This is a genomic window from Nocardia sp. AB354 (assembly GCF_049538315.1).
In the GTDB taxonomy this organism is placed as follows: domain Bacteria; phylum Actinomycetota; class Actinomycetes; order Mycobacteriales; family Mycobacteriaceae; genus Nocardia; species Nocardia nova.
On the sequence record NZ_JBMVFU010000023.1, the window covers coordinates 1 to 26,094 of the forward strand.

At 66.7% G+C, this 26,094-nt stretch carries 30 protein-coding genes; 19 read left to right on the forward strand and 11 right to left on the reverse strand.

Features of this window, described 5'->3' with window-relative positions:
- Positions 1-142: 142 nt before the first annotated feature.
- Positions 143-523 carry a winged helix-turn-helix transcriptional regulator gene (locus ACPCUW_RS27110; protein WP_104366161.1) on the reverse strand — a complete coding sequence of 127 codons (381 nt, stop codon included), beginning with the start codon at positions 521-523 and terminating at the stop codon, positions 143-145.
- A 77-nt stretch (positions 524-600) separates the two neighbouring features.
- On the opposite strand from ACPCUW_RS27110, the gene ACPCUW_RS27115 reads away from it, so the two are divergent.
- The 7 genes from ACPCUW_RS27115 to ACPCUW_RS27145 all read left to right on the forward strand — a co-directional run bounded on the left by ACPCUW_RS27115 (position 601) and on the right by ACPCUW_RS27145 (position 6,347).
- The gene (locus ACPCUW_RS27115; protein WP_030514836.1) at positions 601-1,011 is read left to right on the forward strand and encodes a RidA family protein; all 411 of its coding nucleotides are present in this window, start codon (positions 601-603) and stop codon (positions 1,009-1,011) included.
- 349 nt (positions 1,012-1,360) lie between these two features.
- Positions 1,361-1,537: a hypothetical protein gene (locus ACPCUW_RS27120; RefSeq protein ID WP_181065144.1), complete on the forward strand. Its 177-nt coding sequence runs from the start codon at positions 1,361-1,363 to the stop codon at positions 1,535-1,537.
- Between the two features lie 561 nt (positions 1,538-2,098).
- Positions 2,099-3,193, forward strand: a complete 1,095-nt coding sequence (locus ACPCUW_RS27125; protein WP_423427960.1) for a fatty acid desaturase family protein — start codon at positions 2,099-2,101, stop codon at positions 3,191-3,193.
- 550 nt (positions 3,194-3,743) lie between these two features.
- The gene (locus ACPCUW_RS27130) at positions 3,744-4,187 is read left to right on the forward strand and encodes a TIGR03618 family F420-dependent PPOX class oxidoreductase (RefSeq protein WP_030514834.1); all 444 of its coding nucleotides are present in this window, start codon (positions 3,744-3,746) and stop codon (positions 4,185-4,187) included.
- 22 nt (positions 4,188-4,209) lie between these two features.
- Positions 4,210-5,136, forward strand: a complete 927-nt coding sequence (locus ACPCUW_RS27135; RefSeq protein ID WP_423427962.1) for a haloalkane dehalogenase — start codon at positions 4,210-4,212, stop codon at positions 5,134-5,136.
- Positions 5,137-5,604: 468 nt separating this feature from the next.
- Positions 5,605-5,886: a helix-turn-helix transcriptional regulator gene (locus ACPCUW_RS27140; RefSeq protein WP_423427964.1), complete on the forward strand. Its 282-nt coding sequence runs from the start codon at positions 5,605-5,607 to the stop codon at positions 5,884-5,886.
- Positions 5,850-6,347, forward strand: coding sequence for a hypothetical protein (locus ACPCUW_RS27145; protein ID WP_104390839.1), 498 nt, complete (start codon positions 5,850-5,852; stop codon positions 6,345-6,347). Before ACPCUW_RS27140 ends, ACPCUW_RS27145 begins: the two co-directional genes overlap by 37 nt.
- A 23-nt stretch (positions 6,348-6,370) precedes the next feature.
- Here the strand turns inward: ACPCUW_RS27145 and ACPCUW_RS27150 are convergent, their stop codons facing one another.
- Positions 6,371-7,312: an AraC family transcriptional regulator gene (locus tag ACPCUW_RS27150; protein WP_423427965.1), complete on the reverse strand. Its 942-nt coding sequence runs from the start codon at positions 7,310-7,312 to the stop codon at positions 6,371-6,373.
- Positions 7,313-7,412: 100 nt separating this feature from the next.
- Between ACPCUW_RS27150 and ACPCUW_RS27155 the strand changes: the two genes are divergently transcribed.
- The 3 genes from ACPCUW_RS27155 to ACPCUW_RS27165 all read left to right on the forward strand — a co-directional run bounded on the left by ACPCUW_RS27155 (position 7,413) and on the right by ACPCUW_RS27165 (position 9,068).
- Positions 7,413-8,414 (forward strand): zinc-dependent alcohol dehydrogenase family protein, encoded by a 1,002-nt coding sequence (locus tag ACPCUW_RS27155; protein ID WP_423427966.1) that lies wholly within the window; start codon positions 7,413-7,415, stop codon positions 8,412-8,414.
- Between the two features lie 9 nt (positions 8,415-8,423).
- On the forward strand, positions 8,424-8,582 hold the full coding sequence (locus ACPCUW_RS27160; RefSeq protein WP_195075464.1) for a hypothetical protein: 159 nt from the start codon (positions 8,424-8,426) through the stop codon (positions 8,580-8,582).
- A 159-nt stretch (positions 8,583-8,741) separates the two neighbouring features.
- Positions 8,742-9,068, forward strand: a complete 327-nt coding sequence (locus tag ACPCUW_RS27165; RefSeq protein WP_064901430.1) for a putative quinol monooxygenase — start codon at positions 8,742-8,744, stop codon at positions 9,066-9,068.
- 212 nt (positions 9,069-9,280) lie between these two features.
- On the opposite strand, the gene ACPCUW_RS27170 is transcribed toward ACPCUW_RS27165, so the two are convergent.
- Entirely contained in the window at positions 9,281-10,084 is an 804-nt protein-coding gene (locus ACPCUW_RS27170; RefSeq protein WP_423427967.1) for a class I SAM-dependent methyltransferase, read from the reverse strand.
- Positions 10,085-10,411: 327 nt separating this feature from the next.
- Between ACPCUW_RS27170 and ACPCUW_RS27175 the strand changes: the two genes are divergently transcribed.
- Positions 10,412-11,284 (forward strand): hypothetical protein, encoded by an 873-nt coding sequence (locus ACPCUW_RS27175; protein ID WP_423427969.1) that lies wholly within the window; start codon positions 10,412-10,414, stop codon positions 11,282-11,284.
- A 91-nt stretch (positions 11,285-11,375) separates the two neighbouring features.
- On the opposite strand, the gene ACPCUW_RS27180 is transcribed toward ACPCUW_RS27175, so the two are convergent.
- The gene (locus ACPCUW_RS27180; RefSeq protein ID WP_423427970.1) at positions 11,376-11,744 is read right to left on the reverse strand and encodes a VOC family protein; all 369 of its coding nucleotides are present in this window, start codon (positions 11,742-11,744) and stop codon (positions 11,376-11,378) included.
- A gap of 62 nt (positions 11,745-11,806) precedes the next feature.
- Between ACPCUW_RS27180 and ACPCUW_RS27185 the strand changes: the two genes are divergently transcribed.
- Both ACPCUW_RS27185 and ACPCUW_RS27190 read left to right on the forward strand, forming a co-directional pair.
- Positions 11,807-12,259 (forward strand): MarR family winged helix-turn-helix transcriptional regulator, encoded by a 453-nt coding sequence (locus ACPCUW_RS27185; protein ID WP_423427971.1) that lies wholly within the window; start codon positions 11,807-11,809, stop codon positions 12,257-12,259.
- Positions 12,260-12,315: 56 nt separating this feature from the next.
- Positions 12,316-13,680, forward strand: coding sequence for a CHAD domain-containing protein (locus ACPCUW_RS27190; protein WP_423427972.1), 1,365 nt, complete (start codon positions 12,316-12,318; stop codon positions 13,678-13,680).
- A gap of 6 nt (positions 13,681-13,686) precedes the next feature.
- Here the strand turns inward: ACPCUW_RS27190 and pip are convergent, their stop codons facing one another.
- The 3 genes from pip to ACPCUW_RS27205 all read right to left on the reverse strand — a co-directional run bounded on the left by pip (position 13,687) and on the right by ACPCUW_RS27205 (position 16,297).
- Positions 13,687-14,646, reverse strand: a complete 960-nt coding sequence (gene pip, locus ACPCUW_RS27195) for a prolyl aminopeptidase (protein WP_423427974.1) — start codon at positions 14,644-14,646, stop codon at positions 13,687-13,689.
- Between the two features lie 42 nt (positions 14,647-14,688).
- Positions 14,689-15,027, reverse strand: coding sequence for a hypothetical protein (locus ACPCUW_RS27200; protein WP_064901442.1), 339 nt, complete (start codon positions 15,025-15,027; stop codon positions 14,689-14,691).
- An 85-nt stretch (positions 15,028-15,112) separates the two neighbouring features.
- Complete coding sequence (locus tag ACPCUW_RS27205) at positions 15,113-16,297, reverse strand: citrate synthase (protein ID WP_423427976.1); 1,185 nt, start codon at positions 16,295-16,297, stop codon at positions 15,113-15,115.
- Positions 16,298-16,351: 54 nt separating this feature from the next.
- On the opposite strand from ACPCUW_RS27205, the gene ACPCUW_RS27210 reads away from it, so the two are divergent.
- Positions 16,352-17,446, forward strand: a complete 1,095-nt coding sequence (locus ACPCUW_RS27210) for a DUF2332 domain-containing protein (RefSeq protein ID WP_423427977.1) — start codon at positions 16,352-16,354, stop codon at positions 17,444-17,446.
- On the opposite strand, the gene ACPCUW_RS27215 is transcribed toward ACPCUW_RS27210, so the two are convergent.
- Entirely contained in the window at positions 17,410-17,886 is a 477-nt protein-coding gene (locus ACPCUW_RS27215) for a MarR family winged helix-turn-helix transcriptional regulator (protein ID WP_423427979.1), read from the reverse strand. The genes ACPCUW_RS27210 and ACPCUW_RS27215 overlap by 37 nt on opposite strands.
- A gap of 87 nt (positions 17,887-17,973) precedes the next feature.
- Between ACPCUW_RS27215 and ACPCUW_RS27220 the strand changes: the two genes are divergently transcribed.
- Positions 17,974-18,492 (forward strand): methyltransferase family protein, encoded by a 519-nt coding sequence (locus ACPCUW_RS27220; protein WP_423427981.1) that lies wholly within the window; start codon positions 17,974-17,976, stop codon positions 18,490-18,492.
- A 53-nt stretch (positions 18,493-18,545) separates the two neighbouring features.
- Here the strand turns inward: ACPCUW_RS27220 and ACPCUW_RS27225 are convergent, their stop codons facing one another.
- Positions 18,546-19,844, reverse strand: a complete 1,299-nt coding sequence (locus ACPCUW_RS27225) for a glycosyltransferase (protein WP_423427982.1) — start codon at positions 19,842-19,844, stop codon at positions 18,546-18,548.
- A gap of 91 nt (positions 19,845-19,935) precedes the next feature.
- On the opposite strand from ACPCUW_RS27225, the gene ACPCUW_RS27230 reads away from it, so the two are divergent.
- Positions 19,936-20,574 (forward strand): TetR/AcrR family transcriptional regulator, encoded by a 639-nt coding sequence (locus tag ACPCUW_RS27230; protein ID WP_064901454.1) that lies wholly within the window; start codon positions 19,936-19,938, stop codon positions 20,572-20,574.
- A 158-nt stretch (positions 20,575-20,732) separates the two neighbouring features.
- Positions 20,733-21,839, forward strand: a complete 1,107-nt coding sequence (locus tag ACPCUW_RS27235; protein ID WP_423427984.1) for a 4Fe-4S binding protein — start codon at positions 20,733-20,735, stop codon at positions 21,837-21,839.
- Positions 21,840-21,845: 6 nt separating this feature from the next.
- Here ACPCUW_RS27235 and ACPCUW_RS27240 read toward each other — a convergent pair whose 3' ends face one another.
- Together ACPCUW_RS27240 and ACPCUW_RS27245 are read right to left on the reverse strand one after the other, a co-directional pair.
- The gene (locus tag ACPCUW_RS27240; protein ID WP_423427985.1) at positions 21,846-22,472 is read right to left on the reverse strand and encodes a DedA family protein; all 627 of its coding nucleotides are present in this window, start codon (positions 22,470-22,472) and stop codon (positions 21,846-21,848) included.
- A gap of 53 nt (positions 22,473-22,525) precedes the next feature.
- Positions 22,526-24,259 (reverse strand): hypothetical protein, encoded by a 1,734-nt coding sequence (locus ACPCUW_RS27245; RefSeq protein WP_423427986.1) that lies wholly within the window; start codon positions 24,257-24,259, stop codon positions 22,526-22,528.
- A 279-nt stretch (positions 24,260-24,538) separates the two neighbouring features.
- Here ACPCUW_RS27245 and ACPCUW_RS27250 point away from each other — a divergent pair, with 279 nt between their 5' ends.
- Together ACPCUW_RS27250 and fmdA are read left to right on the forward strand one after the other, a co-directional pair.
- Positions 24,539-24,814 carry an FmdB family zinc ribbon protein gene (locus ACPCUW_RS27250; RefSeq protein ID WP_423427988.1) on the forward strand — a complete coding sequence of 92 codons (276 nt, stop codon included), beginning with the start codon at positions 24,539-24,541 and terminating at the stop codon, positions 24,812-24,814.
- Positions 24,815-24,831: 17 nt separating this feature from the next.
- The gene (gene fmdA, locus ACPCUW_RS27255) at positions 24,832-26,085 is read left to right on the forward strand and encodes a formamidase (protein ID WP_423427990.1); all 1,254 of its coding nucleotides are present in this window, start codon (positions 24,832-24,834) and stop codon (positions 26,083-26,085) included.
- Positions 26,086-26,094: the final 9 nt, after the last annotated feature.

Here is a 26,094-nt window from a genome sequence, read left to right on the forward strand (position 1 = left end):
GGCGGCAGACCCGAACGCCGACGGTCTCGACGAGTCTTCCGCGGTTCGCGAACGTTCGCATCGATCGTCTGCCGCCGACGTGGATTCGGCTGGCTCCGAATGCTCTCCCAGATCTTGCCGAGATGGCCGACGGCGGTGGGCGTCATGAACCCAGGACCGTGTCCTCCTCGCGCGCGTCGTAACTCTCACGGGCGGATTCGATGGCCGGCATATGGTCGGCTGCCCACGCCAGCAGTACGTCGACAGGGTGGCGCAGGGTTTTGCCGAGGGGGGTGATTCGATATTCGATCGCGACCGGGCGGGTGGTGACGACTACGCGTTCGATCACGCCGTTGCGCTCGAGTCTGCGCAAGGTCGCGGTGAGCGACTTCTGGGTGACCGCCGGGATGGCGCGGCGTAGTTCGTTGAAGCGGCACGGACGTTCGCAGAGTTCGTTGAGGACGCTGAGCGACCACTTGTCGAGCACTTGATCGAGTAGGTCACGGTGCGCTGTCTCGATGCGGATTTCACCGTTGGTATCCATGCTGAAACCTGGTTTCGTTGAAGTGTCCTTCGTCAACTAAGTATCTTAGTGATACTTCAAAACGAAAGGTCCAGAGCATGACTGTCAAGCACTTCACGCCCGAGGGAATGTTGCAGCCGACCCCCTACCATCACGTGGCTGTAGGCACCGGATCGCGCCAGGTGCACGTCAGCGGGCAGGTCGCACATTTCGCGGACGGCACTCCGGTTGTGCCGGGCGATCTCGCCGGCCAGGTCGCCCAGGCGCTGCGCAACACTGCTCGCGGATTGGCCGGTGCGGGTGCGTCTTTCGCGGATGTGCTGCGCCTGACGTTCTACGTCACCAGGTGGAGCCCGGAGCAGATCGACGACTTCATGGCCGGCGTGGAGGCGGTCGCCGCGGAGATCGGACTGCCGATTCCGATGCCTCCGGCGTCACTGATCGGTGTCGACTACCTTTTCGAGCCGGATGTGCGGGTGGAGGTCGAGGCGACCGCGGTGCTCGACTGACCGGTAGGAATATCGGCTAGCAATTTCATGATTTCTCAATGCATATCGCCGAGATGGGCGGTTACCCGCCCGCACGACCCGGTTTCACTGCCCTCGCCACGGTGCACGCGGGACTGGGTATGTGCTCCCGGCCCAACTGCCCTGGGCCGGGAGCACCTGCCTGTCGAAGCTGTCGTGAATGATTCGGCTGCAGGCATGCCCACGGCGGCAACCGCACGGGCAGCCTCGTCTCACGCTAGCCGCCCCGTCAGCGAGGCGGCCGAAAAGACTAGAGACGCAAGCTCTCCGCGCCGGTGTGATTGCGGCGCGAACCCTGTTTGGCAGTCCGAATCCCGGGAATACGGGCGCAATGGGAACCGCCGTCAAGTATGTGATCGGCCTCGTCGAATCGACGGGGACCGCTCGGGCAGCCGACTTCGACATCGAGGGCATCGTCGACAATCTGCATGCCTTGGTCGACGACTGGGACTTCAGCATCATCGACCGCCCGTTGTTCTGGGGCGTCATCGCCAGCTACCAGCGGTGATAACGGGTTCCTGAGGCCCGCGTGGCCCGGGTGACGCGCTCTCCGACGAGCAGCGACGTGCCGGACGCTGTGCAATCGGCGAGACATACGCGGTCGTACCCCACTTCCGCCGCCACTCGCCGCGTTGCGGGGGTCCCAGCGCCGATCGGGCTATGGCTCGTTGTGGGCAAGGTCGGCGGTGGTGTCCGCAAACAGCCGCACAACGTAGTCGATGACTGCGGAGGTGGCGCTCGCACACTCGCCGTGGATTCGGGCGGTGGTGGTCGAACTCGTTTACCCAATACTGTGCCGCCTTCGTGTTGGGTCGTTGCGCGGTAAGTCGACCGGTCGCTCGGTTCGAGGGTTCAGCTGGATTACCTGCCTGCGGTGACGCTCGATATCACCCCACAGTCCGATGCCATGCCATACCTGGGGGTGAGTTGAAACGAGAAGTCGGCCAATAGCTTCGGTGTATCGACACGTCACCCCGCCCCACCGCGCGATGCACCGGATCCCGATCGACATCGGCCGGCATCCAGAGCGGGCGAGGTGTCGTCCGCGCCTCAGCTCCCAGGAAGAACCATGACGACACCGGCTTTGGTCCCACTGCCCTCCCCGAGATCATCGCGGCGTACCGACGGTGATTACGCCCGCCTGTTACGTCGAATCTCCGACGCGGGCTTGATGAATCGACGTCCCGTCTACTACGCCATCCGGCTCGGCCTCGTCGGGATTGCGTTCGTAGCCGGCTGGGTGGCGCTCGTGCTCGTCGGCGACTCGTGGTGGATGCTTCTGGTCGCGGCGTTCATGGCCGTGACCTTCGCTCAGGTCGCGCTCGTCATGCATGACGTCGCCCACCGTCAGGTGTTCCGGCTCCGTCGCCCGACCGAGATCATGGGTCGGGTCGTCGGTAATGCCGGGATCGGACTGGCGTACGGGTGGTGGCAGGACAAGCACACGCGGCATCACGCCAATCCGAATCACGAGGAGCTGGATCCTGATGTCGCGCCGGACATTCTGGTGTGGTCGCAGCGGCAGGCGCGGGCCAGTCGTGGGTTGCCTCGGCTGATCGGGCGGGCGCAGGCGTTCCTGTTCTTCCCGCTGCTGATGTTGGAGGGGCTGAATTTGCATGTGGCCGGGGTGCGTGCGCTCCGGAGCCGGGCGGCCAAGCACCGTGTAGTGGAGGGCGTGCTGCTGTTCGGGCATTTCGCCGGCTATCTGGGAGCACTGTTCGCAATTCTGCCTGCCGACAAGGCTTTCGCGTTTTTCGTTGTGCACCAAGCGCTGTTCGGGCTCTACATGGGGTGCATCTTCGCGCCGAATCACAAGGGTATGCCGACATTCACGGGAGACGACCGGCCCGACTACTTGCGCCGGCAGGTGTTGACCTCGCGCAATGTGCGCGGCGGCGTGCTGACCGATATCGCTCTCGGTGGGCTGAACTATCAGATCGAGCACCACTTGTTCCCCAGCATGCCGACTCCGAACCTGCGGCATGCCCAGGTGATCGTCCGCGATTACTGTGCCGAGATCGGCGTGCCGTATCACGAGACCGGGCTGGTCACCTCGTACCGCGAGGCGTTGAGGCACCTGCATGACGTCGGTGTGCCATTGCGCACAAAAGGTTCGCACCATGCGCAGGATGAACCAATCGAGGAGCCGGCAGCGGGACGCTAGGCCGGCTCGATTCGAACGCCCATCGCTCTTCGCGCCCGACCCTCGCGTGACCGCGTTACGCACCCACAGCATCGCGCCTGGCGGCACTGCATCAGGCGCCCGCAGCATCGCCCGCGCAGCTGGTGGCACCGCGCCACGCGCCCGTCACCGCCAGACGCTGCGTCACCGCGTCACGCTCCGCGTCACCGCGCCAGACCGTGCGTCACCGCGCTACACCCGCGGCACCGCGCTACACCCCGTCACACCCTGCGCCACCGCGCTACGTCCGCGAGGCCGTGCCGCGCACGAAGAAGTGCTCGTGCCCTTAATCCACAGCATCCAGCATCGACCGGCGTGCGGGGATGTGAACTGATCGTGCAAACCTCGCCGAATTTTGCAGTTTTCTCGCATTCTCGTCGAGGTTTGCACGAAAAATTCGGCCCCGACGCCCAGTCGACATCGCGCGAGGGCCAGTCGCAGCCCAACTTCGTGAAGTCGCCACCAGTCGCGCTATTCAGCGGGCGCACAATGGGCCGTGCGAGGATCGGAGCACCCAACCACGGGAGATGTGATGACCACACTGGAACAGGCGGTGGAGCTCGGTCGCGCCGAGAAGGGGCTCGCCGTCGTCTCCACCCTCAGATCCGACGAGACTATTCAGTCCACGCTGGTCAACGTCGGGCTGTTGGCTCATCCTTCGACGGGGGAGCCGGTTCTTGGTTTCGTTACCTACGGCAAGGTCAAGCTCGCGAATCTTCGCGCTCGCCCGCAGGTCAGCGCCACGTTCCGGCAGGGCTGGGCATGGGCGACGGTGGAGGGGCGCGCTCAGATCGTGGGTCCCGACGATCCGCAGCCGTGGATCGACGCCGAGGGATTGCGTCGGCTTCTGCGTGATGTGTTCACGGCCGCCGGCGGTGAGCACGACGACTGGGACGAGTACGACCGCGTGATGGCGGCGGAGCGCCGTGCGGCGGTCCTGGTCGAACCGACTCGGGTGTACAGCAACGGCGGCTAGTTTCGACGAAAGGGATTGGGCCATGCGGATATTGAGAACGCCCGACGAACGCTTCACGGGGCTGCCCGACTTTCCGTTCGAACCGCATTACGTCGAGGTGCCCGCGGGTGACGGGACCACGCTGCGGATGCACTACCTGGACGCGGGCCCGCCCGACGGTGAGGTGGTGCTGCTGCTGCACGGCGAACCGTCGTGGTCGTACCTGTATCGGCGGATGATCCCCGTGCTGGTGGCGGCCGGGCTGCGCGCGATCGCGATCGACCTCGTCGGCTTCGGCCGCAGCGACAAGCCGGCGGACCGTGCGGACTACACCTATCAAGCACACGTCGACTGGACCTGGGCGGCGATCGAAGCCATCGGCCTCGACCGGATCACGCTCGTATGTCAGGACTGGGGTGGATTGATCGGGCTGCGCTTGGTCGGAGAACATCCCGATCGCTTCGCGCGCGTTGTCGCCGCGAATACATTCCTGCCGACCGGTGATCGCCATCCCGGCGACGCGTTCCTCGCATGGCAGCGCTTCAGCCAGGACACACCCGACTTCCGAGCGGGGAAGATCGTCAACGGCGCGTGCCTGACCGATCTCTCTCCCGAGGTGATCGCTGCCTACGACGCTCCCTTCCCCGACGACACCTACAAGCAGGGCGCTCGCCAGTTCCCGCTCCTGGTTCCGACCAGTCCCGAGGATCCTGCCGCCCCCGCGAACCGGGCCGCGTGGGCAGTCCTGGAGACGTTCGAGCGGCCGTTCCTGTGTGCCTTCTCGGACTCGGATCCGATCACGCGCGGCGGGGACAAGGTGCTGTCGTCGAAAATCCCTGGCGCCGCGGCGCATTCACCGGTGACCATCACCTCGGCCGGGCATTTCCTCCAGGAGGACAAGGGCGAAGAACTCGCTGCAGTGGTCGTCGACTTCGTCCACGCGACGCCATTGGATCAGTCGCTCGCCTGAGGCGACTGGATCGGCGGCGGGCCCGACTCGACCGCTGCCGCTGTCCGCTTGCAACCGATGGCCGCGGTCGGGGAGGCCGAGCTCACCTACCCGCGTGCGGTGGTGCAAACATGCCATGAACGATGCGGTCCATCGCAGGTTCGGCCCACAGCGACGTCTCAAGGCGAGAACGATTGCGCCACAAATGATCCGGGCAATCGCCGACTACCGTGCGATCCAGCTGACGGCGTACCTCCGCATCCCGTGGAAGGTTGCGGCGTTGCGGTGCGTGGAAGCCGGTTACCGACCCCGGTCGGCGTCGCACCGACGACCCCGGCCACGCAGTCCGCGGAACCCGCGCTGACAATCGCCGCCGGTATCCCGCTGCAGGGACACGTCCCACCAAATCCGGACGACGTCCGAGCCGGTATCGCAGTCGTGCGGACCGTGAACGGTCGAGACCGAAAAGACAAGTTTCCTTGACATTGGATGTCAAACATCCTTAACATTGGTTTCGTGGTCGGCGATCAGCAGGAGCATCCGGTACGCAAGCGACGGCGCGAGTGCCGGATGACCCAGGCGCAATTGGCGACGACCGTCGGCGTCAGCCGGCAGACCGTGATCTCGATCGAACAAGGCGACTACGCGCCGAGTGTCTATCTTGCGCTGCGGATCGCCCGTGCGCTGGGAACGACGGTGGAAGACATTTTCTGGACCGAGGATCTGGAGGGGACATGGCCAAAACCACTGCATTCGAGGACATCTTCCTAGCGCCCGACGAACCGGCGTGGGGTGACGAGCGCGCCCGCGAGGAGTTCTACCGAGGCTCGACCATCGCGCTGTGCGCCACGATCTACGGCTGTTACGCCATCGCCATCGTCGCCGCAGCGCTGGATGCCAAGTGGGTATCGCTGCTGATCTTCGTGCTGCCCAGCCTCACATCGCTTCTGCTTCTGCGCTATTGCGCGCGGCGCGGCATCGATATGCAGACCGTGCTGAAAGGCTTCCCTTCGCGGCGCAAACGGATCGCGTATGCCACGACGTATCCGCTGATCGCCGCGTGGGTGATCGTCTTCCTGTGGCGCACCCTGCCATCGGATTCGTTGCCGCAGAGTTTGTTAGGCGCGGTGGTCGGCGGTGCGGTCGGAGCGGCTGTCGCCGGAACGATCGCAAAGCTCGTTCGGCGCCGCTCCGCAGCGCAGCAACTTCCCGAGGACGACAGCTTCGACTAGCGATACGTGTGAAGCTGCTGCTCTCACCGTGGAAGATGATGTGCCGCAGCGCGATAACGTCCCGGGGGAGTGCTGTACTCGCGTTTGAATGCCTTGGCGAAGGCGAATTCGGAGGTGTAGCCGACTCGCTGGGCCACAGTGTGCAACGGGGTGTCGTCGGAGCGGAGCAAGCGGCCGGCGAGAGTCATGCGCCACCAGGTGAGATACGCCAGTGGGGATCGGCCGACCGTGGCGGTGAAGCGGCGGGAGAAGGCGGCGCGTGACAGGCCGCCGAGGGCGCCTAGTTCCTCTACGGTCCACGGCTTTTCGGGGCTGGTATGGATGGCGCGGAGGGCGGTGGCGACGGGGCGATCGGCCAATGCGGCGGCCCAGCCGTTGCGCGGGGTCCCGTCGTCCTCGGTGTCCAACCACCAGGCGCGCAGGATATAGAGCAGCAGGGTGTCGAGCAGGGACGTGATGATCGCGTCCGAACCGGGCTGGGACTCCTCGAGTTCGGTGCCGAGTAGTTCGACCGCCGCTCGCAGGGAGCGATGCGCTCCGACTCGTGGGCGCAGATGGACGACATCGGGGAGGTCGGTGAGCAGGGGGTGAGCGCGTCGACGGTCGAGTTGGTATGCGCCGCAGAGCAGTAACGTACTGGGCGCCTCGGGTTGGTGGGGTTCCGTCGCGGGTGGTGGCCACGATCCGTCGGGCAGTGGGTTCACCACGCGCAAAGGTACGGACGGATCGCTGGCCAAGGCGTGGCCGCGGCCGTGCGGCAGGAAGACGATATCGCCGGGGCCGAGCGTAGTGGGTTCGCGATTCTCGACGATCAACCATGCCGAACCTTGCAACACGACATGGAATCCCGTGCCGTCGGACGCGGGGAAGCGCATTCCCCACGGAGCCGACTTGTGCTGGCGCGAGGAGTGCGGGCGGCCGGTTCGCATCGTCGCGACGGCATCGCTGAGTACGTCCAAACCCATATCCGCATGGTAGCCGCGAACGGCGCAGCGAGACGAACGGACATTTGCGCGAGACTTTCACGCATAGATCATCTTCCCGGCGGTACATACCGTCGATGGCATGACAACCGACGCGATTACCGCACGCACCGTCGTCTTCCATGAACTCGGTGACCCCGAGGTATTGACCATCGAGAATCTCGACCTGCCCGCCCCCGGACCGAAGGAGGTACTCATTCGCATCGAAGCACTCGGACTCAACCGGGCGGAGGCCTTGTTCCGGGCCGGCGCCTACTACTACCTGCCGACGCTTCCGGGGTCCCGGCTGGGCTACGAATCCTCGGGAGTAATCGAGGCGGTCGGTGCTGACGTCACCGAATTCGCTGTGGGAGAGAAGGTTTCGACCGGCCCGAATATCGAGATGAGCTCGGCGGGGGTCTACGCCGAGCGGGTCGTGCTGCCGGTGGAGTCCGTGGTCCCGCGCCCGGAAGGCCTCGACGCGGTCACCGGCGCGGCTACCTGGCTGACCTATTCCACCGCATACGGTGGACTGATCGAAACCGGTGGGCTGCGTCCCGGTGACAACGTACTGATCACCGCGGCGTCGAGCGGTGTCGGTATCGCCGCGCTGCAAACCGCTGCCCGGATCGGCGCCATCCCCATCGCGGTCACCCGAACCGGGGAGAAGAGTCGATACCTCCTCGACAACGGGGCGGCGCACGTCATCGCCTCGGGCGATACCGACGTCGTGGCCGAGACCCGCCGCATCACCGACGGCGTCGGCGCGCAGGTGATCTTCGACGCCGTCGGCGGACCGGGCCTGGCCGAATTGAGCACGGCCGCAGCGCATAACGGCACCGTCGTCGTCTACGGTTGGCTCGACCAGCGCCCGATGGCGATGCCCATGAACTGGCCGCTGCGAATTCTCGGGTACGCGAACATGGAGCTGTCGGTCACCGCCGACGGTCGCCGCCGGATCAACCACTGGATTGCCTCCGGCATCCGCGATGGTGTTTTCCGGCCGCACGTGGGGGCGGTCTTCGACGGTCTCGACAGCATCCGCGACGCCCACCGTCTGATGGAATCCAGCACCCACACCGGCAAGATCGTCGTCAAACTCTGAATGTGGGCCATGACGCGCATGATGGAGCCGTCGCTGGTCACCGATGTGGGTGACGTCCGGCTCGCCGCCATCGTCGTGAATGGTCGAGCAGTTCCTGGCGCCGGTTCCGGCATCCGGGGTGCCGCGCTCGGGGTTTTCCTGCGAAAGCAAGGCGTCGTCGAGCGATGAATCGCGGGAGGATCGGCGGCGTGGCTCGAAGAGCTCCGGACGTAGGTCTGCCCATGCTGCGTCGCGAAACCAACCGCTGTAGCGGTGGATTGGTGAAAGGTGCCGATTGCCGCTGCGGAGTAGCCTCGACGCGGGGTGGGCAGGTGAAAGGCGATATGTATGTCCAGTGGGAACATGTTCAGCGTCTACGGGCGGATGAAGGCTCTGCCCGGGCGGCGTGACGAACTGATCGCTGTGCTCCTCGCCGGATTTCGCGCCGGCGGAGACGAGAGCGGCCTGCTCCACTACAGCATCAACATCGCATTCGACGACCCGGACACGATCTGGCTGACGCAGCTGTGGCGCGATAAGGACGCACACGACGTCACCACCCGTTCCGAGCCGGTGGCGGCGGTCTCTCGCCAGGTTCCGCCGCTCCTGGCCCAGCAGCCCGAAGGCGGTTACGGCCACACCGTCCATGTCGGCGGTCGAATCACCGAAGGCTGAGCGGGTCCGTTGCGCGACTGGCCGTCCCGGACCGGCGAGCGGCGGAACAGCCCAAACGACGAAGGCCGGAACAGCACCATAGTCATCGCCCCGCCGATCGAGAAGCGGGCGATGACAAGACGGAACGGCACGGCGGCTACCTCACGACCGCCATACGGGTGGCGGGGCCGATGGAGCTGACGGAGCCGGGGGCACCCATAGCCTGAACCCGCTTAGGCCCGGATCGCCGTAGTCACCGTGTACCCCTTCGGATCTCGCCACGACCGGCCCGGGTTGGCTGCGAACCAGCCGCGCAACTCGGATTCCACCTCGGCACGGATCTCGGAGTATTCGGGCGTGGCCGGCGTGACGCCCGAGAACGCGAACAGCGATTCCGCGAACCGAATCGCGGGTTCGGGTCCCGGGATGACCAGTGCGTTGTCGAACGATCGGACTTCGGCGTTGCCGAAGACATCCCGCATCATGGCGGGCACGGTGTCGGAGTTGACGGTGTGGTTCATCATGCCCGGCGGCTCTCGGAATCCGTAGCGACCGGCGACGGCCGTGACGAGGTCGCGGGTCCGGGCGCACGCTCCCGCATGGTTGACGACGACACATACCGTGCCGCCGGAACGGACCACCCGTCGGAACTCCCGGAGAGCGGCGGCCGGGTCGTCGAGGTGGTAGAGCATGTGCCTGGCCGTCAGGCAATCCCACGCTCCGTCGGGAGGCGGTATCTGCTGTGCTGTCGCGCGGATACCGGCCCCGCCCGGCACCCGGGCCGCCGCAGCCGCGGCCGACGGTGAGGCATCGAGACCGCACAACCGCCCGGCATGGCCGCGCTCGGCGAGGAGGGTAATGAATTCTCCTGTACCGCAACCGATATCGATCAGATTATCGGATACCGCGAGTCGCAATGCATCGAGCACCGAGACGCTCACGTCGTCGTCGACCTCGGAATAGAGCTGGTGCGTCCGGATGCGGATCCGAAGAGCATCCAGGTTCGCGTACTCGGAGGTGAGCGACGGAGTTGTCATCGGTGCCCTTCCGGATCGGTGCTTCGCCCTGGAAACCACCCTGCCGCAGAGGCACGCTGGGCGCTCGACGTTCGGTGAACAGGAATCCGACAGCGCCGCACCGGTTGCCGATGCCGCGCCCTCGCAGGGTGACCGCGCTCTGGGGGACAGGCCGTGGTGATGAGTGCGCTGAGTTCTGCCGTGACGCACTCCGGGTTGACCTGCCGGGACGTCGACGCTCATCCTCTGTCGCCGATCCGATCCCGAATGCCCCACCACGCCGATCCGACTGAGGAATAATCGTCGAAGTCGTTGCGTGACAAAACATGTGAATGACGGGGGTGGCTGGTGAACGACTATCTGTCTCTGCTTCCATCGACCTTGCAGTGGATTTCCAGGCAACTCGACTCGGTGTCGCCGATACCGTGGCCGCTGTGGATCGGCGGGTTGTTTCCGGTCTACGTGGCTGTCGTGTCGGTGCTGCTCTGGTTTCTGCGTGGGTCGGTGTGGCCGGTTCAGTGCGCTTATCCGCGCACGAGTAAGGGGCGACCGTGCCGCAATTGGGTGCCCGGCGAGTGGATGCGCTGTCGCCACCACAATCGCCGTGTCAGATATCGGTACGGGCACGAGGTGGTGAAACTGCAACGCTGGCAGACACTCACCAGGGGAAACAAGATCGTGGACAGGCCGGAGATCGGCGTGGGAGCGCTGAGGCTGCGCCCGGCCAATGCCACCTTGCTGTACGAGAGGGGTTACGCCAGACCGCCTTTGGCTGTGGTGCGGTTGCTGCCGGACAAGGTCGAGGCGGGGCTGCGGCGGTTGAAGGAGGCCCGCTTGAGAAGTCCGGCGTCGCCCGCAAACGATACGGAGTCCGATCGCGCACCCTACGAACCGATCGCGACGGAACGGCGGACCGATATCGCGAAAGGGCTGAACCAGGTTGTCCGAGCGACCCAGTTCGCGACGATCGCCTTCTGCGTCGCCATCGTTTTCACGATCACCGCGATCTTGCTCCGCGACACCGCTCAGACCGTCCTCCAGTATGTGGCGACACTGGGATTCGTATTGGCTTGGGCGGCAACGAGTGCGGGAGTCTACGGGCGCAGCGAGATGTGGCTCAAGGGCGCATGCCTGAAATCACTGAAATGGTGGGCGGGCATTTTCGTGCCGGTGGGTCTGCTCAATCTCGCCTTCACGGTCATGAACAAATCTCCCGCATAACGCCGGATGCTCTCGGCCCGGCCCATCGTGACGAGTTCGGTGAGGGCCACGGGAACCCGGCGCAACCGCGATCGTTCGCCGACGAACCCTGTCAAGCGCGGTCGTGGAGGGTGATGTGGTAGCCGTCGGGGTCGGCGAAGGTGAAGGTTCGGCCGAAGGGGCCGTCGATCGGTGCGGAGACGATGGGGTGGCCGTCGGCGGCCAGAGCGTCGTGGATGGTTTGGACGTCTGTGGCGTGGAACCAGATCGCGGTGCCGATGCCGGGTTGGGCCACGGATGCGAGATCGGTGCCGGGGACGATGTCGCGGAGTGCGAACGCGATCGGCTTCGTCTCGAAGACGACGGCGTGCGGTGGGCCGGCCGGTGAGCGGACGAGGCCGAGGTACTGCTCGTAGAACGCCTGTGAAGCGGCGAGGTCGCGGGTTTGAAGTGAGATGAAGTCGGGGCCGGTGACGGACATGAGGATGCTCCTTAGATTGTGTCAGTTTTCTGACACATGCAACGCTATGTCAGAATACTGACATGAGTCAAGACGGCGTCGACCTCGAGACGTCACTGGGTTACCTGCTGAAAGAGGCTTCGAGCGTCCTTCGCGTCGCCATGGAGGAGGTATTGCGGCCGCTCGGGATGAGCGTGACCCACTACTCCTGCCTCGAGCTGCTGGCTCAACGACCCGGCTTGTCGAACTCCGAGCTGGCGCGGGGTGCGTTCGTGACACGGCAGTCGATGAACGTGCTGCTCCAAGCCCTGGAACGAGACGGCTACGTGACCAGGCCCGCGGAGGCGCCGGTCGGAAAGGTGCTCCCCACGCGGCTAACGCCTCGCGGACGAGGGAGCCTCGAGAAGGCGAGCGCGGCGGTCCGGTCCGTCGAAGACAGAATGCTGGCCGGCCTGACCGAGAGCGAGCGGGCGACCGCGTTGCGGATCCTGCGGAGCATGATCCGATCCCTGCGCGAAGGCAACGCGGACGCGTAGCTCATTACCTTCGCTGTAACGCGACTGAATTCGCTCATTCGTGGTAGCCGGAACATATGGCCACGCACGTGAACGAAAGGGAACGGAAGTACCAGTTGCCGATCACGGGTGGGGTGCCGCTCGATGATGTGCCCGGCATGACTCTCGACCCGCTGACCGACGAACAGGTGCTCGACGCTGTTTACCATGACACCGCGGATCTGCGGTTGGCGCACAAGGGAATTACGCTTCGGCGCCGGACCGGTGGGGACGACGCGGGGTGGCATCTGAAATTGCCGCTGGGGGAGGACACCCGCGAGGAAATCCAGGTCCCGCTGGGGCGCGGGGGCAAATCGGCGCCGGAGGAACTGACCGACATGCTGACGGGCATCACCAGGGGCCAACCGCTCGCGCCGGTCGCGCATATCCGGACGAAGCGGCGGAAATGGCGGCTGCTGGACGAGGCGGGCCGAGCCGCGGCCGAGGTCGTCGCGGACAGCGTGTCCGGTCAGACGCTCGGTGAGTCGTCCTCGGTGATGTCGTGGGAGGAGATCGAGGTCGAGTTGGCCGGCGGTGGTCCGGATGTGTTCGACAGCGTCGAGAAGAGATTGGGCAAGCCGTCGGATGCGCCGCCGAAGGCGCTGCGCGTCCTCGGTGTCCGTACCGAGCGGCGCGCGCCCGATCCGGGCGTGCAGGGTTATATGCGCGAGCAGGCGGACAAGATGATCGAGCAGGACGTCCTGATCCGGCGCCGCGCCCCCGATTCGATACATCAGATGCGGGTGGCGGGCCGCCGGTTGCGCAGCATCCTGCAGGCCTTCAAGGGATCGCGAGAGCTGCGCAACGAGCTGAAGTGGCTCTCCGGGGTGCTCGGAGACATGCGGGACCTCGAGGTTCTGCACGACCACCTCGTCGCGGAAGTCAGGGCCTTACCGGACGAGCTGGTGATCGGCGAGGTCCGCCGGCGGCTGACCGAGTCATTCGTCCCGCGCCGGTCGGCGGCCCGCGCCGACGTGCTCGAGGCACTGAACAGCGAACGGTATTTCGCGCTGCTGGACTGCGTCGAAACCAGCCACCGACTGCCGCTGAAGCGCACGGAGGCCAAAGCGCTGCGCAAGACGCGCCGCCGTGTCGACCGCGCCTTCGACAACATCGGCCGGCTCGGTACCGATCGCGGCCTGCACGAGGTGCGGAAGGCGGCGAAACGTACCCGCTACGCGGCCGAGGCGACCGACAAGAAGAAGCTGGCCCGCCGCATGAAGACGTTGCAGAAATCCCTCGGCGTCCACCAGGACGCGGTCGTCGCCCGCGCCGAGGTACGCACCCTCGGCGTCCAGGCGCACCTGGCGGGGGAGAACGCTTTCACCTACGGCTTGCTGTACGGCAGGGAGGTACAGCGCGCCGAGAAGGTGCGGCAATCGCTGCGGCTCGGAGAGCGATAGGCGAATCTACCCGCCGTCGGGTTGTGCGAAGCGGGCGATGGCCCGGGCGATCGCGTCGCTCATGGCAGGACTACCGGTGTGGCCGGAGTCGTCGATGACGTGCAGGCGAGCGTCCGGCCACACCTTCGCGAGTTCCCAGGCGGTTTCCAGCGGCGCGCTGAGGTCGAGGCGGCCGTGGATCAGGTCGCCCGGGATCCCCGCCAACCGCCCGGCCTCGCGGAGCAGCACACCTTCGTCGAGCCACGCCGCGTGCGCGAAGTAGTGCGTGCAGATGCGGACGAAGGTGAGCATCGCGGTGTCCGGCTTCGCGCTGTATTGCCCTGGGCGGCCGAGTGATTCGTGTGCGATCACCGCGTCCTCCCAGCGGCACCACTCGATCGCGGCCTCGCGGCGCACCGCCGGGTCCGGGTGTTCCAGGAGTTGCCGGTAGCCCTCGACCAGGTCCCCATCGCCGGGCAGGCCGGCCCGGAATCGCTCCCATTCGGCGGGCAGCAGCGGTGCGACACCCCGGTACAGCCAATCGATTTCGCGGCGGCGGGTCGTGGTGACGCCGACCAGCACGATCCCGGTGACACGCTCCGGATACCGCTCGGCGTAGGCGAGGATGAGCGTCGAACCCCAGGAGCCGCCGTACATCAGCCAGCGGTCGATGCCGAGATGGGTGCGCAGCCGCTCCATATCCGCGATCAGGTGCTCGGTGGTGTTCACGGCCATGTCGGTGTCCGGGGCGGCGGCGCTCGGAAGGCTTCGGCCGCACCCGCGCTGATCGAACTGGACGATCCGGAAGATGTTCGGGTCGAACGACTTTCGTGGTCCCGGAGTGCTGCCGCTGCCCGGCCCGCCGTGCACCACGAGCACCGGCCGCCCCGTGGGGTTGCCGCTGGTGTACCAGTACATCTGATTTCCCTGGCCGACCTCGAGCAGGCCGTCGGCGTACGGGTCGATCGGGGGAAAGGAGGTCGGCACGGTTGCCGAGGTTAGCGGAACAGGGGTGACGGCGTCGACGACTCAGTCGGGGATCAGGGCATACACCTGTACGACGAATTCCTGCGTCGCCCCGTAAGGATCGGCGATGTAGAAACCGCGGCGGGACAACGACTTCCGCTCCAGCGGCATGCGGGTTCTGCCGCCGGAGACGATGTTGGAGAGTACGCGCTGGTCGTAGTTGGCTCGGACGTCGACCATCACACTGAACTTGATCACTTCGGTGCCGGGGCCCGTCCGCCAGAGCAGTTCTTCCGCTTCCGGCGGCACGGTCGCGAACGAGAAGTTGTCACTCGATCGCGCTTTCTGATTGCGCCGAGGCTGTGAATCCGACCGGACCTCGGCGACCAAGACCTCTCGCATCGCTGCCCTCCCTGTATGTCTTGCGCCGCTTCGGGGTGTCATCGAATCTTAGCGGTTAGGGCTGTCCGATCCCCGGTTCGTGATGTCATCGGTGTCGCGGGACGGCGCGGGGACGGATGAGCGTTCCGGATTCGTACTCTTCCATCGCGTGGGCCAGCCAGCCGGCCGTTCGCGCGACGGCGAAGATGATTTCGCCCGCGCCGGGAATCATGTCGAACACCGTGGCGAGAACGCCGAGTCCGAAATCGCTGTTCATCGCGGGCAAGCGCCGGTGCCGCAGCTCCGCCGAAATCGCCTCGGCCACAAGGAGAGCCGGGTGATCCGGTGCGATCGTTCGGATCGCATCCACCAGGTAGGTGCCGCGCGCGTCGCCCGATCGGTAGACCGCGTGGCCGGCGCCGGGAATGCGTTCACCGCGGCGCAAACGCTCGTCCAGCGCCTTGGGTACGGCGCCGGGATCGGTGATCTCGGCGAGCATCCGCTCCACCGCCAGCGAGGCGCCGCCGTGCATCGGACCGCCGAGAACTCCCAGGCCACAGCCGACCACGGCGTAGGGGTCGGCATGCGCCGAGGCCGCGATCCGGGCCGCGAACGTGGAGGACGCCAGCTCGTGATCGGCCAGCAGAACCATTGCGGCGCAGAGTATGTGCAGTCGGCCGTCGTCGGCGGGCGCGGTGGCGGACAGTCGTGACCACAGCATCGCGGCGGCGGATCGTCCGACCGGGATGGACAGCTGGGGAAGGGCCTCGATGATGCCGGCGATCATGGCGCGCGCGATGGTGACGACGGTCGCGCGGTCGCGGTGGAAGCGCAGGGGGTCGCCGACGGCCAAGGTGGTGACGATGAGTTGCAGCCGGTCGATCGGCAGCAGGCCCTCGGGCAGGCCGGCCTGGGTGGCGCGGGCTGCCGCTACCGCCTTGTCGGAGAATTCCCAGGGGCCGCTGTCGGTGAGGTCGCCGTCCCACAACCATTCGGCGACGGCCTCGAAGGTATGCGAGGCGGCCAGGTCGACGGCGTCGCGACCGCGGAAATACGGCCGGTCGACGCCCAGGGTGGTGATGCGGGAGGCGATGTCGATCTCGGTCGGCGCGGGTTTGCGGCGCGGTTTGCCTCGCCGGGCCAGCTCCTCGATCTCGGCCGGATCGAACAGGCTGCGCCGCCGGACCGGGTCGTAGCGGCGTTTCAGCACGCCACGGCTGACGTAGGCGTAGAGGGTCGCGGGCTTCACCCCGAGCCGTTCGGTGGCGTCGGCGGTGTCCATCCACTCCATGGGTTGACCATAATCAATATTGATTACGGTGGTGCAGGGGCGCACAGTTCACTCATGCACCTGGTATCGCAATTCGAGCTGCAGGCCAAGGCTTGCGACAAGCTCGGTTCACCGCTGTACGGCTCGCTGCTGCGCGATATCGCGCGCGATATCGACGATCGTGGACCCTGCGCCACGGTTCTGGAGGGCTACGAGACCATCGACTTCGATTCCGCGGTACCGCTGCGCTTGCTCGCCGGCGTGCACGCATTGGTATTGTCCGGCGCCGCAGCCGATCTCGCGCCCTTCTATCCCAGTTCGGGTGCGTCGGTGCGGGCCCACGATCCCGCCGGCGCGTGGGCGCCGTTCCGGCAGGTCGTGGCGGAGCGGGCCGAGTGGATCCGGGACTGGCTGACTCGTCCGCCGCAGACCAACGAGGTCGGCCGGGCCGTTCCTTTGCTGGCCGGGTTGCTCGCGGCGGTCGATGCGACTGCGCTGCCGATCCGGTTGTTCGAATTGGGCGCCAGCGGCGGGCTCAATCTGCGCGCCGACCACTTCCGGTGGGACAGCGGCGATATCGGCTGGGGGCCGGAGGACTCACCGGTCACGATCGCGGACGCGTGGCGAGGACCGGTCCCGCAGTGGCTGGCCGGCGCCGTGCGACGCCATCCGCGGCTCGCGGTCGTCGAGCGGCGCGGCTGCGATCCGACGCCGCTGGATCCCTTGTCGCCGCGCGACGCACTGGCGTTGCGCGCGTATGTCTGGCCGGATCAGCAGGCCCGTGCCGCCCGCCTCGACGGAGCGTTGCGACTGGCGGAGAAGATCCCCGTCGATATCGCCGTAACCGGCGCCCGTGACTTTCTCGCCGGCATCGAAGTGGAGCCCGGCACGCTGACCGTCGTCTGGCATTCGGTGATGCGCCAATACGTGCGCAAGGACGAATGGCAGGCGGTGACCGCCGAGCTGGACCGGCTGGCCGCGGACTCGCGGGCCGACGCCGGATTCGCCTGGGTCGCTTTCGAACCCCAGAACAACTCCGACGACCGCAACGGGTTCCGGCTCACCGTCCGGATCGGTGCGAACGAGCCGGTGATACTCGCCCGTGCGATGCCGCACGGCGTTCCGGCGTTCACCTATCCGCTCGACGAGCCCGGTGCCGAGCGGAGCTGACCGTGAGCCTGGGAGTTCTGTTGCGCTTCACGAAGGGCGGCACTGAGCGCGGTCCGGAGATCACCCCGAATCCCTGCGGCCTCCAGCCGGGCGTACCACGCTCGGTCGATGTCGGAAACGGCGGCGCGAGCGACGCGGACGGCGCGCTTGCCCTTCTCGGTGAGAACGATCAGCCGGGCGCGACGATCCGACGGGTCCGGTTGTCGCGCAAGATAACCCAAGCCGATGAGGTCGGCGACGAGTTCGCCCATCGATTGATGGGTGATGCCGGCGCGGGCGGCCAGAGTGGTGAGGCGGGTGCCGCCCGCGTCCATGTTGTAGAAGACCGGGTGGTGGGCCGCGGTGATGTCGGGATAGCCGGCGGCGTGCAGTGTCGTCACGAGTTCGCCGACGATGGAGGCGCTGATGCCGCGCAGTAGTGCGACGAGCGGCTGAGTCACTGGCCCACCTTCCGGATATGTCCTGGACAGTACGCAGGCTACCTGCCTACAATTTAGGCAGGTAGCCTGCGTAATAAGGTGGTTGTCATGCCTGAACGTCATGCCGCTGTCGGCACTCTGGTCTTCTTCGCCGTTGCCCCGGGCACCGTCGCGGGTCTCATTCCGTGGTGGATCTCGCGCTGGGAGTTCCACCAAACCTGGCTCCCCGCGCTAATCGTGGGCGCCGTGGTGATCGGAGCGGGACTGATACCGCTGATCGGTGCGTTCATCGAATTCGCCCGTTCCGCAGGGACACCCGCGCCGATCGCGCCCACCGAGACGCTGGTTGTGAGTGGATTCAATCGCTATGTTCGAAACCCGATGTACCTCGGTGTCGTCATGATCATCGCCGGCCAATCGCTGTTCTTCGGCCAGATTGCGCTGCTGCTCTACGCTGCTCTGATCTGGGCGGTGACGGCTCTGTTCGTCGTTACCTACGAGCAGCCGACTCTGACGGCGCGGTATGGCGAGCAATACGAGAACTACCGGGCCGCTGTTCCGGCGTGGGTGCCCCGGCTGCACCCCTCCGGCGGCCGGGGCGGTGGGTGTGACGGACCGTCGGTGTGATTCGTGACCACGGCCCCGCACCGATCACCCGGACGGGCCGAGCGTCGGTAGCTCTACGCCCGCTGCTGAGTGGCGGATCGCACTGCCTCGGCGATGATCTCGTGCACGGCCTCGGGACCGGGGGATCGGCGGATCGCATCGCCGATTGCCTCGGCACGCAGGCGATAACGCTCGTCGGTCAGCACGGTGCGGACCGCGGTGGCGACCTTGTCCGGCGCAGGGTTGTCGGCGCGCAGGTCGATGCCGACTCCGGACCACGCCACTCGCGCGCTGACCTCGGTCTTGTCCTCGGTGCGGCCGGCGACCACGATCGGCACTCCGTGTTCGAGCGCATAGTGCACGCCGCCGTAGCCGCCGTTGGTGACGAAGACGTCGGTCTGCGGCAGCAATCGGTCGTAGGGAAGGAATTCCGCGACGCGCACATTGGCGGGCAGGTTGTCCGGGAGCGTGTCGACCGGCCGTCCGCCGGTGCTGACGACGACGATGACGTCGTCGCCGGCGAGTGCGCGCACCGTGGGCTCGATCAGAGTCCATTCACCGGTGGCGACCGTGCCCTGTGTCACGTGCACGACGCGGCGGCCCGCGAGATCGTCCCACCACTCCGGCACCGAGATCGCCGACGGCCGCGACCGCGCCACCGGACCGACGAAATGCACGGTGTCGGGCAGGCCGCGGCGCGGATATTCGAATTCGGGGACGGTGAACTGCACGATGTGGTCGGCTCCGGCCGGCCAGTCGAGGAAGAACCGCGGTAGGGCACGACCGGTCTCGGCGCGCGCGATCTCGTTCGCGAAGCGCTGCACGGGAGCGAACACGACCTTTTCGGCGCCGAGGGTGAGGACCGCGTTGCGCAGACGCCCCAGCGGCCCGCGCATCGGCGTGATCCCGAGACCGAAGGGTGCGACATCCGGATCCTTCAGCGCGAGCGGCAGGATCCCGAGGTTGACAAGCAGTGGTCGTTCCGTGCGCGGAAGACCGCTCAGGACCGCGGCGGCGGCGAACATCGACTCGGCCAGAACGGCATCCGTGGACTCGGCGGCGATGGCCTCCCGGACCGCCCGCACCTGGGCGGGTACCGGTCGCAGGAAGATCTCGATCGTGTCGTATCGAATGCCCGCGGGGCCCGACAGTCCGCGACGGCCGGGGAAGGCGGCATCGATATCGCGATCGTCGTAGTCGGCCTCCGGCGGGAGCGGCAGGAAATCGGCGCCGGTCGCGAGGACGTCGTCGCTGAAGCGGCTACCGGTGAGGAACCGCACGCGGTCGCCCGCGGCGACGAGCGCCTCCGCGATGGACAGCAGGGGCGTGACGTGGCTGCGCACGGGTGTGGCGGTCAGGAGAACGGAGATCATGGGCAGGTCTTCCGACGTGTGAAGCGAAGTAAGATTGGTGACACCGATGAAGTATTCACTGCCTCGCCGGGGTAGTCAATTAGGAATTGAGATGAGTGACAAGACCGCCACCCGGACCTACCGATCCGCCCTGCGCAGTGAACAGGCCGCGGCGACCCGCCGCCGTGTGCTCGACGCCGCGGCGGCCTGCTTCGTGGAGCGCGGCTACAGCGGCACGTCGCTGGCCGATATCGGCTCGCGCGCCGGAGTCTCGACCGAAACCGTGAAGGCCAACGGCCCCAAGCGCAATCTGCTGCTGGGCGCCTTCGAGCAGGCGTTCGCGGGCGAGGAGGGGGAGGCGCCCGTCTCCGACAGCGATGCCGCGGTCGAGGTCAACGCCATCGCCGACCACGACGCCTTCCTGCGGGCGGCCGCGAGCTTCGTTGCCGCGGCGAACGCTCGCACCAGTGTGCTGTGGACGGAGTTCCTGAGCGCCGCCAACGCCGATGCCGCCGTCGCCGAGGCGCTGGCCGGACTGCTGACGCGCCGCAAGCAGGACTACCGCACCGTGGTCGGCATGTTGCTCGAACGCGGAATCGCCCGGGCCGACATCGATTCCGAGACCGCGGCCGACGAGCTGTCCTTCCTCTGGTCGCCCGAAAGTCATCAGCAGCTCGTCCTGCAGAGCGGATGGAGCATGGAACGCTACGAGGAGTGGCTCGTCGCCGCGGTCCGGCGTCAATTCGGCTGAGATCCGAAAGCCGTTGCTTCGCAGTGCTCTTCGACATCGCATCCCCGGTTGCGGTTCGGTAACGTCTGCGGCCGCAGCGGATACCGGCGATGAATTCCGGTCACCGGATTCGTCTATCTCTTCGAGGCCGTACGTCTCGTGGAGATAGGAGGGGCGCGATGTCGTCAACTGACCGGGAGCCGACCGATGCAGGGCGCTACGCGGAGCATCCGACCGTGAAACACCTTGCCGCACAGGCGAGAAAGGCGCCGGATCCGGTGCTGAGCGCTGAGCGGCTGCGGGAGATCTGCCTCACTGCCGGAGCCGACGATGTGGGCTTCGTGTCCGTCGATGATCCGAGGGTGGCGGAGGAGCGCGAGCACGCGCGCGGCATCCTGCCCTCGGCCCGCACCTTCGTGGCCTTCTGTCTCCGGATGAACCGCGACAATCTGCGCAGTCCGATGCGCAGCCTCGCCAACGCCGAGTTCAACCACGCCGACGACGAGACGAACGTGGTATCGCGGCGCATCACCCGGGCTCTCGAGGGGGCCGGCTACCGCGCGGTCTATCCGGCGCCCGGATATCCGATGGAGGTCGAACAGTTTCCGGGGCGGGTATGGGTGCTCGCGCACAAGGTGGTGGCCGAGGCAGCGGGCCTGGGAGTCATGGGAATTCACCGCAACGTCATTCATCCGAAGTTCGGTAATTTCATCCTGCTCGGCACCGTCGTGACCGACGCGGTGGTCGACGAGCCGAGTGCGGCGCTGGACTTCAATCCGTGCCTCGAATGCAAGTTGTGCGTCTCCGCGTGCCCGGTCGGCGCGATCACCAACGACGGTGGTTTCGATTTCCAGGCCTGCTACACCCACAACTATCGCGAGTTCATGGGCGGCTTCACCGACTGGGCCGAAACCGTCGCCGACAGCGCCGACCGCGACGACTACCGCGAGCGGGTGACCAGGGGGGAATCGTTCTCGATGTGGCAGAGCCTGTCGTTCAAACCCAACTACAAGGCCGGCTACTGCATGGCCGTATGCCCGGCCGGCGAAGATGTGATCGGCGCCTTCCTCGACGACCGGAGAACGCATCTCGACGAGGTGGTGCGCCCGTTGCAGAACAAAGCGGAAACCGTCTATGTACTGCCGGGATCCGCGGCCGAGGAACACGTCACGCGCCGGTTCCCCAACAAGACGCCGAAGCCGGTCGGCAACGGGTTCGGCGAGGGGGTCAACGATCTGCTCGATCAGATCGGGCCGCGCCCGCGCCGGGGCGCTACGCCGGAGTGACCTCGGCTACGAGCGTTTGCGCAGCTGTCCGAGCAGCGGCAACAACGACACCACGACGATGACCGCGACCGCGGGCAGCAGATACTTGTCGACGTTCGGCACCGACGCACCGAGCCAGTAACCCAGCAGGACCAAACTCTGCGACCATACGATCGCGCCGACGATCTGCCACAGCGTGAATGTGCGCGTGGGCACGTCGAGCACCCCAGCCACCGGGCTGATGACCGTCCGGACCATCGGCACGAAGCGGCCGATCACGATCGCCCGGCGTGCGCCGTAGCGGTCGAGCCAGCGTTCGCCGCGGGCCACCACGGTGTGCACTCGGGAGTTCGATGTGCGGTGCAGGACGGCGCGGCCGCCGTGTTTGCCGAAGACGTATCCGGCCTGTGCGCCGGCGATCGAACCCACTGCGGCGCAGAGCAATACCTGCCACAGGATGAGGTGTGGGCCGGAACGGGTCCCGCCCGCGCACAGGATGCCGGCGGGGAAGATCAAGGTGTCGCCCGGAAGGAAGAACCCGACCACCAGCAGCCCCGACTCGGCGAAGGTTCCGGCCAGTACGGCCAGCGCCCCGAAGTTGGCCAGCAGTGAGGACCCACTCGTCGGGTTGAGTGCGGTCCACGTGCCGGTCACGGGACAACCGTAACGGTTTGCCGGGCTCGGGGCCGGACACGGCGTCCGCCGTCCTAGGGAGCGTTCCCCTCCCGCCTGCGCTCGACCGTCTGACCCGGTCGTAGCACCGTTCCGCAGTCACCGGTCTTCTGGTAGTCCGACAACAGGTGCGGAAGGACCTCGGCCGAGTACCGGCGCAGTTGCCCGAGTTGCTTGTCGCCGCGCACCACATCCTTGCGGACCCAGTCCTCGTCCGGACTGGCGAGGTTCTGAGACTGCTGAATCCGGTAGTAGTCGCGGTCCATACGCGGATCGACGGTCAGTCCGTTCTGCATCCAGACGCCGTGAGTGTGGACGAACGTCGGCTTCAGATCCTCGAATACGTAGTCGGCCAATCCGATGTCGGCCTTGCCCGCGTAGATGTCCGCGATCCGGGCATCGGCGAGTCCTGCCATATCGATCAGCCGCAGTCGAGAGGTCAGCGCGCTTCCGCCCATGTCGGGGGCGAGCAACGTGCCCTGCTGCAGGTCGAGGATGTCGGCGTAGCCGTTGAAGTAGCGGCCGAAGCGAAAGGCTATCCAGCACAACGGGATATCGGAATCGGCACGGTAAGAGTCGGCGGCGTCCGCCAGGGCGACACCGGAGGGGATCATGGCGGCGACCAGCGTCAGCGCGACGAGGGCCCGGCCCCGGGTGCGCAGCCGGGCCAGAACCTCGGTCGCCGAGAGCACGACGACGAGCGCGGCGAGCGCCCAGACCGGAGTGGCGAACCGGAACTGCCCCATCCAATCCGGTTGCAGCACGCAGTAGCCGGTGATCGCCAGCGTCAGCGGAACCAGCAGGGCGACAAGGCCGTTACGGATTCTGCTCGGGCCGGCCAGGGCGAGCCCGACCACACCGACCGCCGCGACCACGGCGGGCGCGCCCGCGTACTGCACCAGATCGCCTGCTCTGGTGAGGTCGTGTACGGTCGGCATCGCCTGATTCTTGGCGACCGCCGTATTCGCGACGAGCCGGCCGAACTCGCTGACCCGCCACACCAGATACGCCCCGAACGGAATCGCGAACGCCGCACCGGAATACAGCACATGACGAAGTGCGACGGGCCAGGTGGCACGGCGAACCAGGATCACCGAGACCAGGGGGTACGCCGCGAGGTAGATCAGGCCGTCGGGCCGGGTCAGCGCCGCGAACGCCGCTATCGCACCGGCCGTCACGGCCACCGCGGGTGTCCACAGCCGCTCGTCCAGCACCGCCAGGAACACGGCGAGAGCGCATACCGCCAGCGCGAACAGCGAGTTCTCCAGGCCGGAGAAACACCAGATCACGAAGGACGGCATCGCGGCGAGCACGGCGCCGGTCACGAACGTCACCACCGCGGGCCAACGCGACACCCGCCGCGCGGCGAGGTAGCAGCAGAGGAGGATTCCGGCGCAGCACAGTGCCGCGATCGCCTTGGGGTAGAAGACGAAATCCGGGATGCCGAACAGGGCGCCGGAGTCGAACAAGCCGCACCATTTGCCCAGCACCAGCACCGCGAGCCAGGTGGGATCGGAGAATCCCTCGACCGGTTGCGCGCCCGGTTGCAGTACCGGCCCGGCGCCCTCGGCGACACTGCGCGCGTACGCGAACGTGATTCCGGCATCGTCGACCAGCCAGATGCCGTACCGCGCCGCCTGCCACACCAGTAACAGCACGCCGCTCATCACCGCGGCCGCCGCGCCCCACCATGATCGCCCGCGTCGCTTCCGCAGGTTCTCCCGCTGCCCGCCGGAGGTTTCCGGCCGCGCTGTTACTACCTCAACCATTCACCAGAACCCATACTCGAAAGAGTCGCCAAGGGGCACAACAGCTTTTGCGCCCCTCGCGAGTACATCTGCAGACGTCGGTCGATCTTGAATCCGCGTGTGGACAGCTGTCAATCCGGCGGGACCGGCCAGGGGTGGGGAAGGGCGCTTGCCGGGTGTTCGCCATGGCTCGGCGTCACCGAAACGAGAAGTTCACGCACGACCAATGATCCGGTAACACCCGGAACCGTAGATTCTGTCCAGAAAATATTTCATCTGAAAGCAATGGGAGGTGGGTCCATGCCGCTGTATCAGTTCAGCTGTCGCGGATGCGGGCTGTTCGACCGGTCCTACCGCATGGCCGAGGTGCCCGCGAGCGTGGCATGCCCGCGGTGTGCGCAGGCCGCGGTGCGGCGCCCCGGGGGTGGGTTGGTGCGGCGTTCGGCCGCCGTCCGGATGCTCGACGCGACCGCGCGCACCGCGTCCGAGCCGGCCGTCGTCGGCGCGGTACCGCAGCCCCGGACCTCTCGCCCGACAACCGCCGACCCCCGCCATCGTCGCCTGCCGCGTCCCTGACCGAAAGCAGAACCGCCATGCCCGAGCTGATCTTTCCCCTCGACTCCAGCAAGAAGTTCACCGAGCAAACGCTGGTCGGCCACAATCGGTGGCACCCCGACATCCCGGCGGTAGCGACCGTCAGGCCGGGCGACGAATTCCGCGTCCACGTCCGCGAATGGTTCGACGGCGCCATCGTCAACGACGACTCCGCCGCCGACATCCTCGACGCCCCGCTCAGTACCGTGCACTGCCTGTCCGGTCCGTTCGCGATCGAGGGGGCGCAGCCGGGCGACCTGCTGATCGTCGACATCCTCGACATCGGGCCCATTCCGCAGGAGGACTCCGGGCCGCTGGCCGGGCAGGGCTGGGGATACACCGGGATCTTCGCCACCGACAACGGCGGCGGCTTCCTCACCGAGCAGTTTCCCGATGCCTATAAGGCGATCTGGGATTTCAGCGGCCACACGGCCACCTCCCGGCACATCCCGGGCGTCAGCTTCACCGGCATTCAGCATCCGGGCCTCATGGGCACCGCGCCATCGGCGGCATTGCTCTCGTCGTGGAATGCTCGCGAGGCCGCGCTGATCGCCACCGACCCCGAGCGGGTGCCGCCCCTGGCGCTGCCGCCATTGCCGCGCGATGCCGTCCTCGGTTCGCTGACCGGCGCCGACTTCGACCGGGTCGCCGCCGAGGCCGCGCGCACCGCCCCGCCGCGCGAGAACGGCGGTAACCAGGACATCAAGAATTTCACCCGGGGCAGCCGGGTGTTCTATCCGGTGTTCGTCGAAGGCGCGAACCTGTCGGTGGGCGACCTGCACTTCTCCCAGGGCGACGGTGAGATCACGTTCTGCGGTGCGATCGAGATGGGCGGCTACATCGATCTGCGGGTGGATCTGATCAAGGACGGGATGAGCCGTTACGGCGTCACCGAGAACGCGATCTTCCTGCCCGGCAACGAGGGACCGGTCTATTCGGAGTATTTGGCCTTCTCCGGCACGTCGGTGACGCTCGACGGTGAGCAGCGGTATCTGGATTCGCAATTGGCGTTCCAGCGTGCCTGTCTGCACGCGATCGACTATCTCAGCTCGTTCGGCTACAGCCGCGAGCAGGCGTATCTGATCCTCGGGGCCGCGCCGATCGAGGGCCGGTTCTCCGGAGTGGTCGACATCCCGAATGCCTGTGCGACGGTGTACATCCCGACCGCGATCTTCGACTTCCCGGTCACGCCCACGGCTTCCGGGCCGGTCGACGTCGACCCCGGTCCCGGCGTGCCGCATGCCGCACGCTGACGGCCGGTG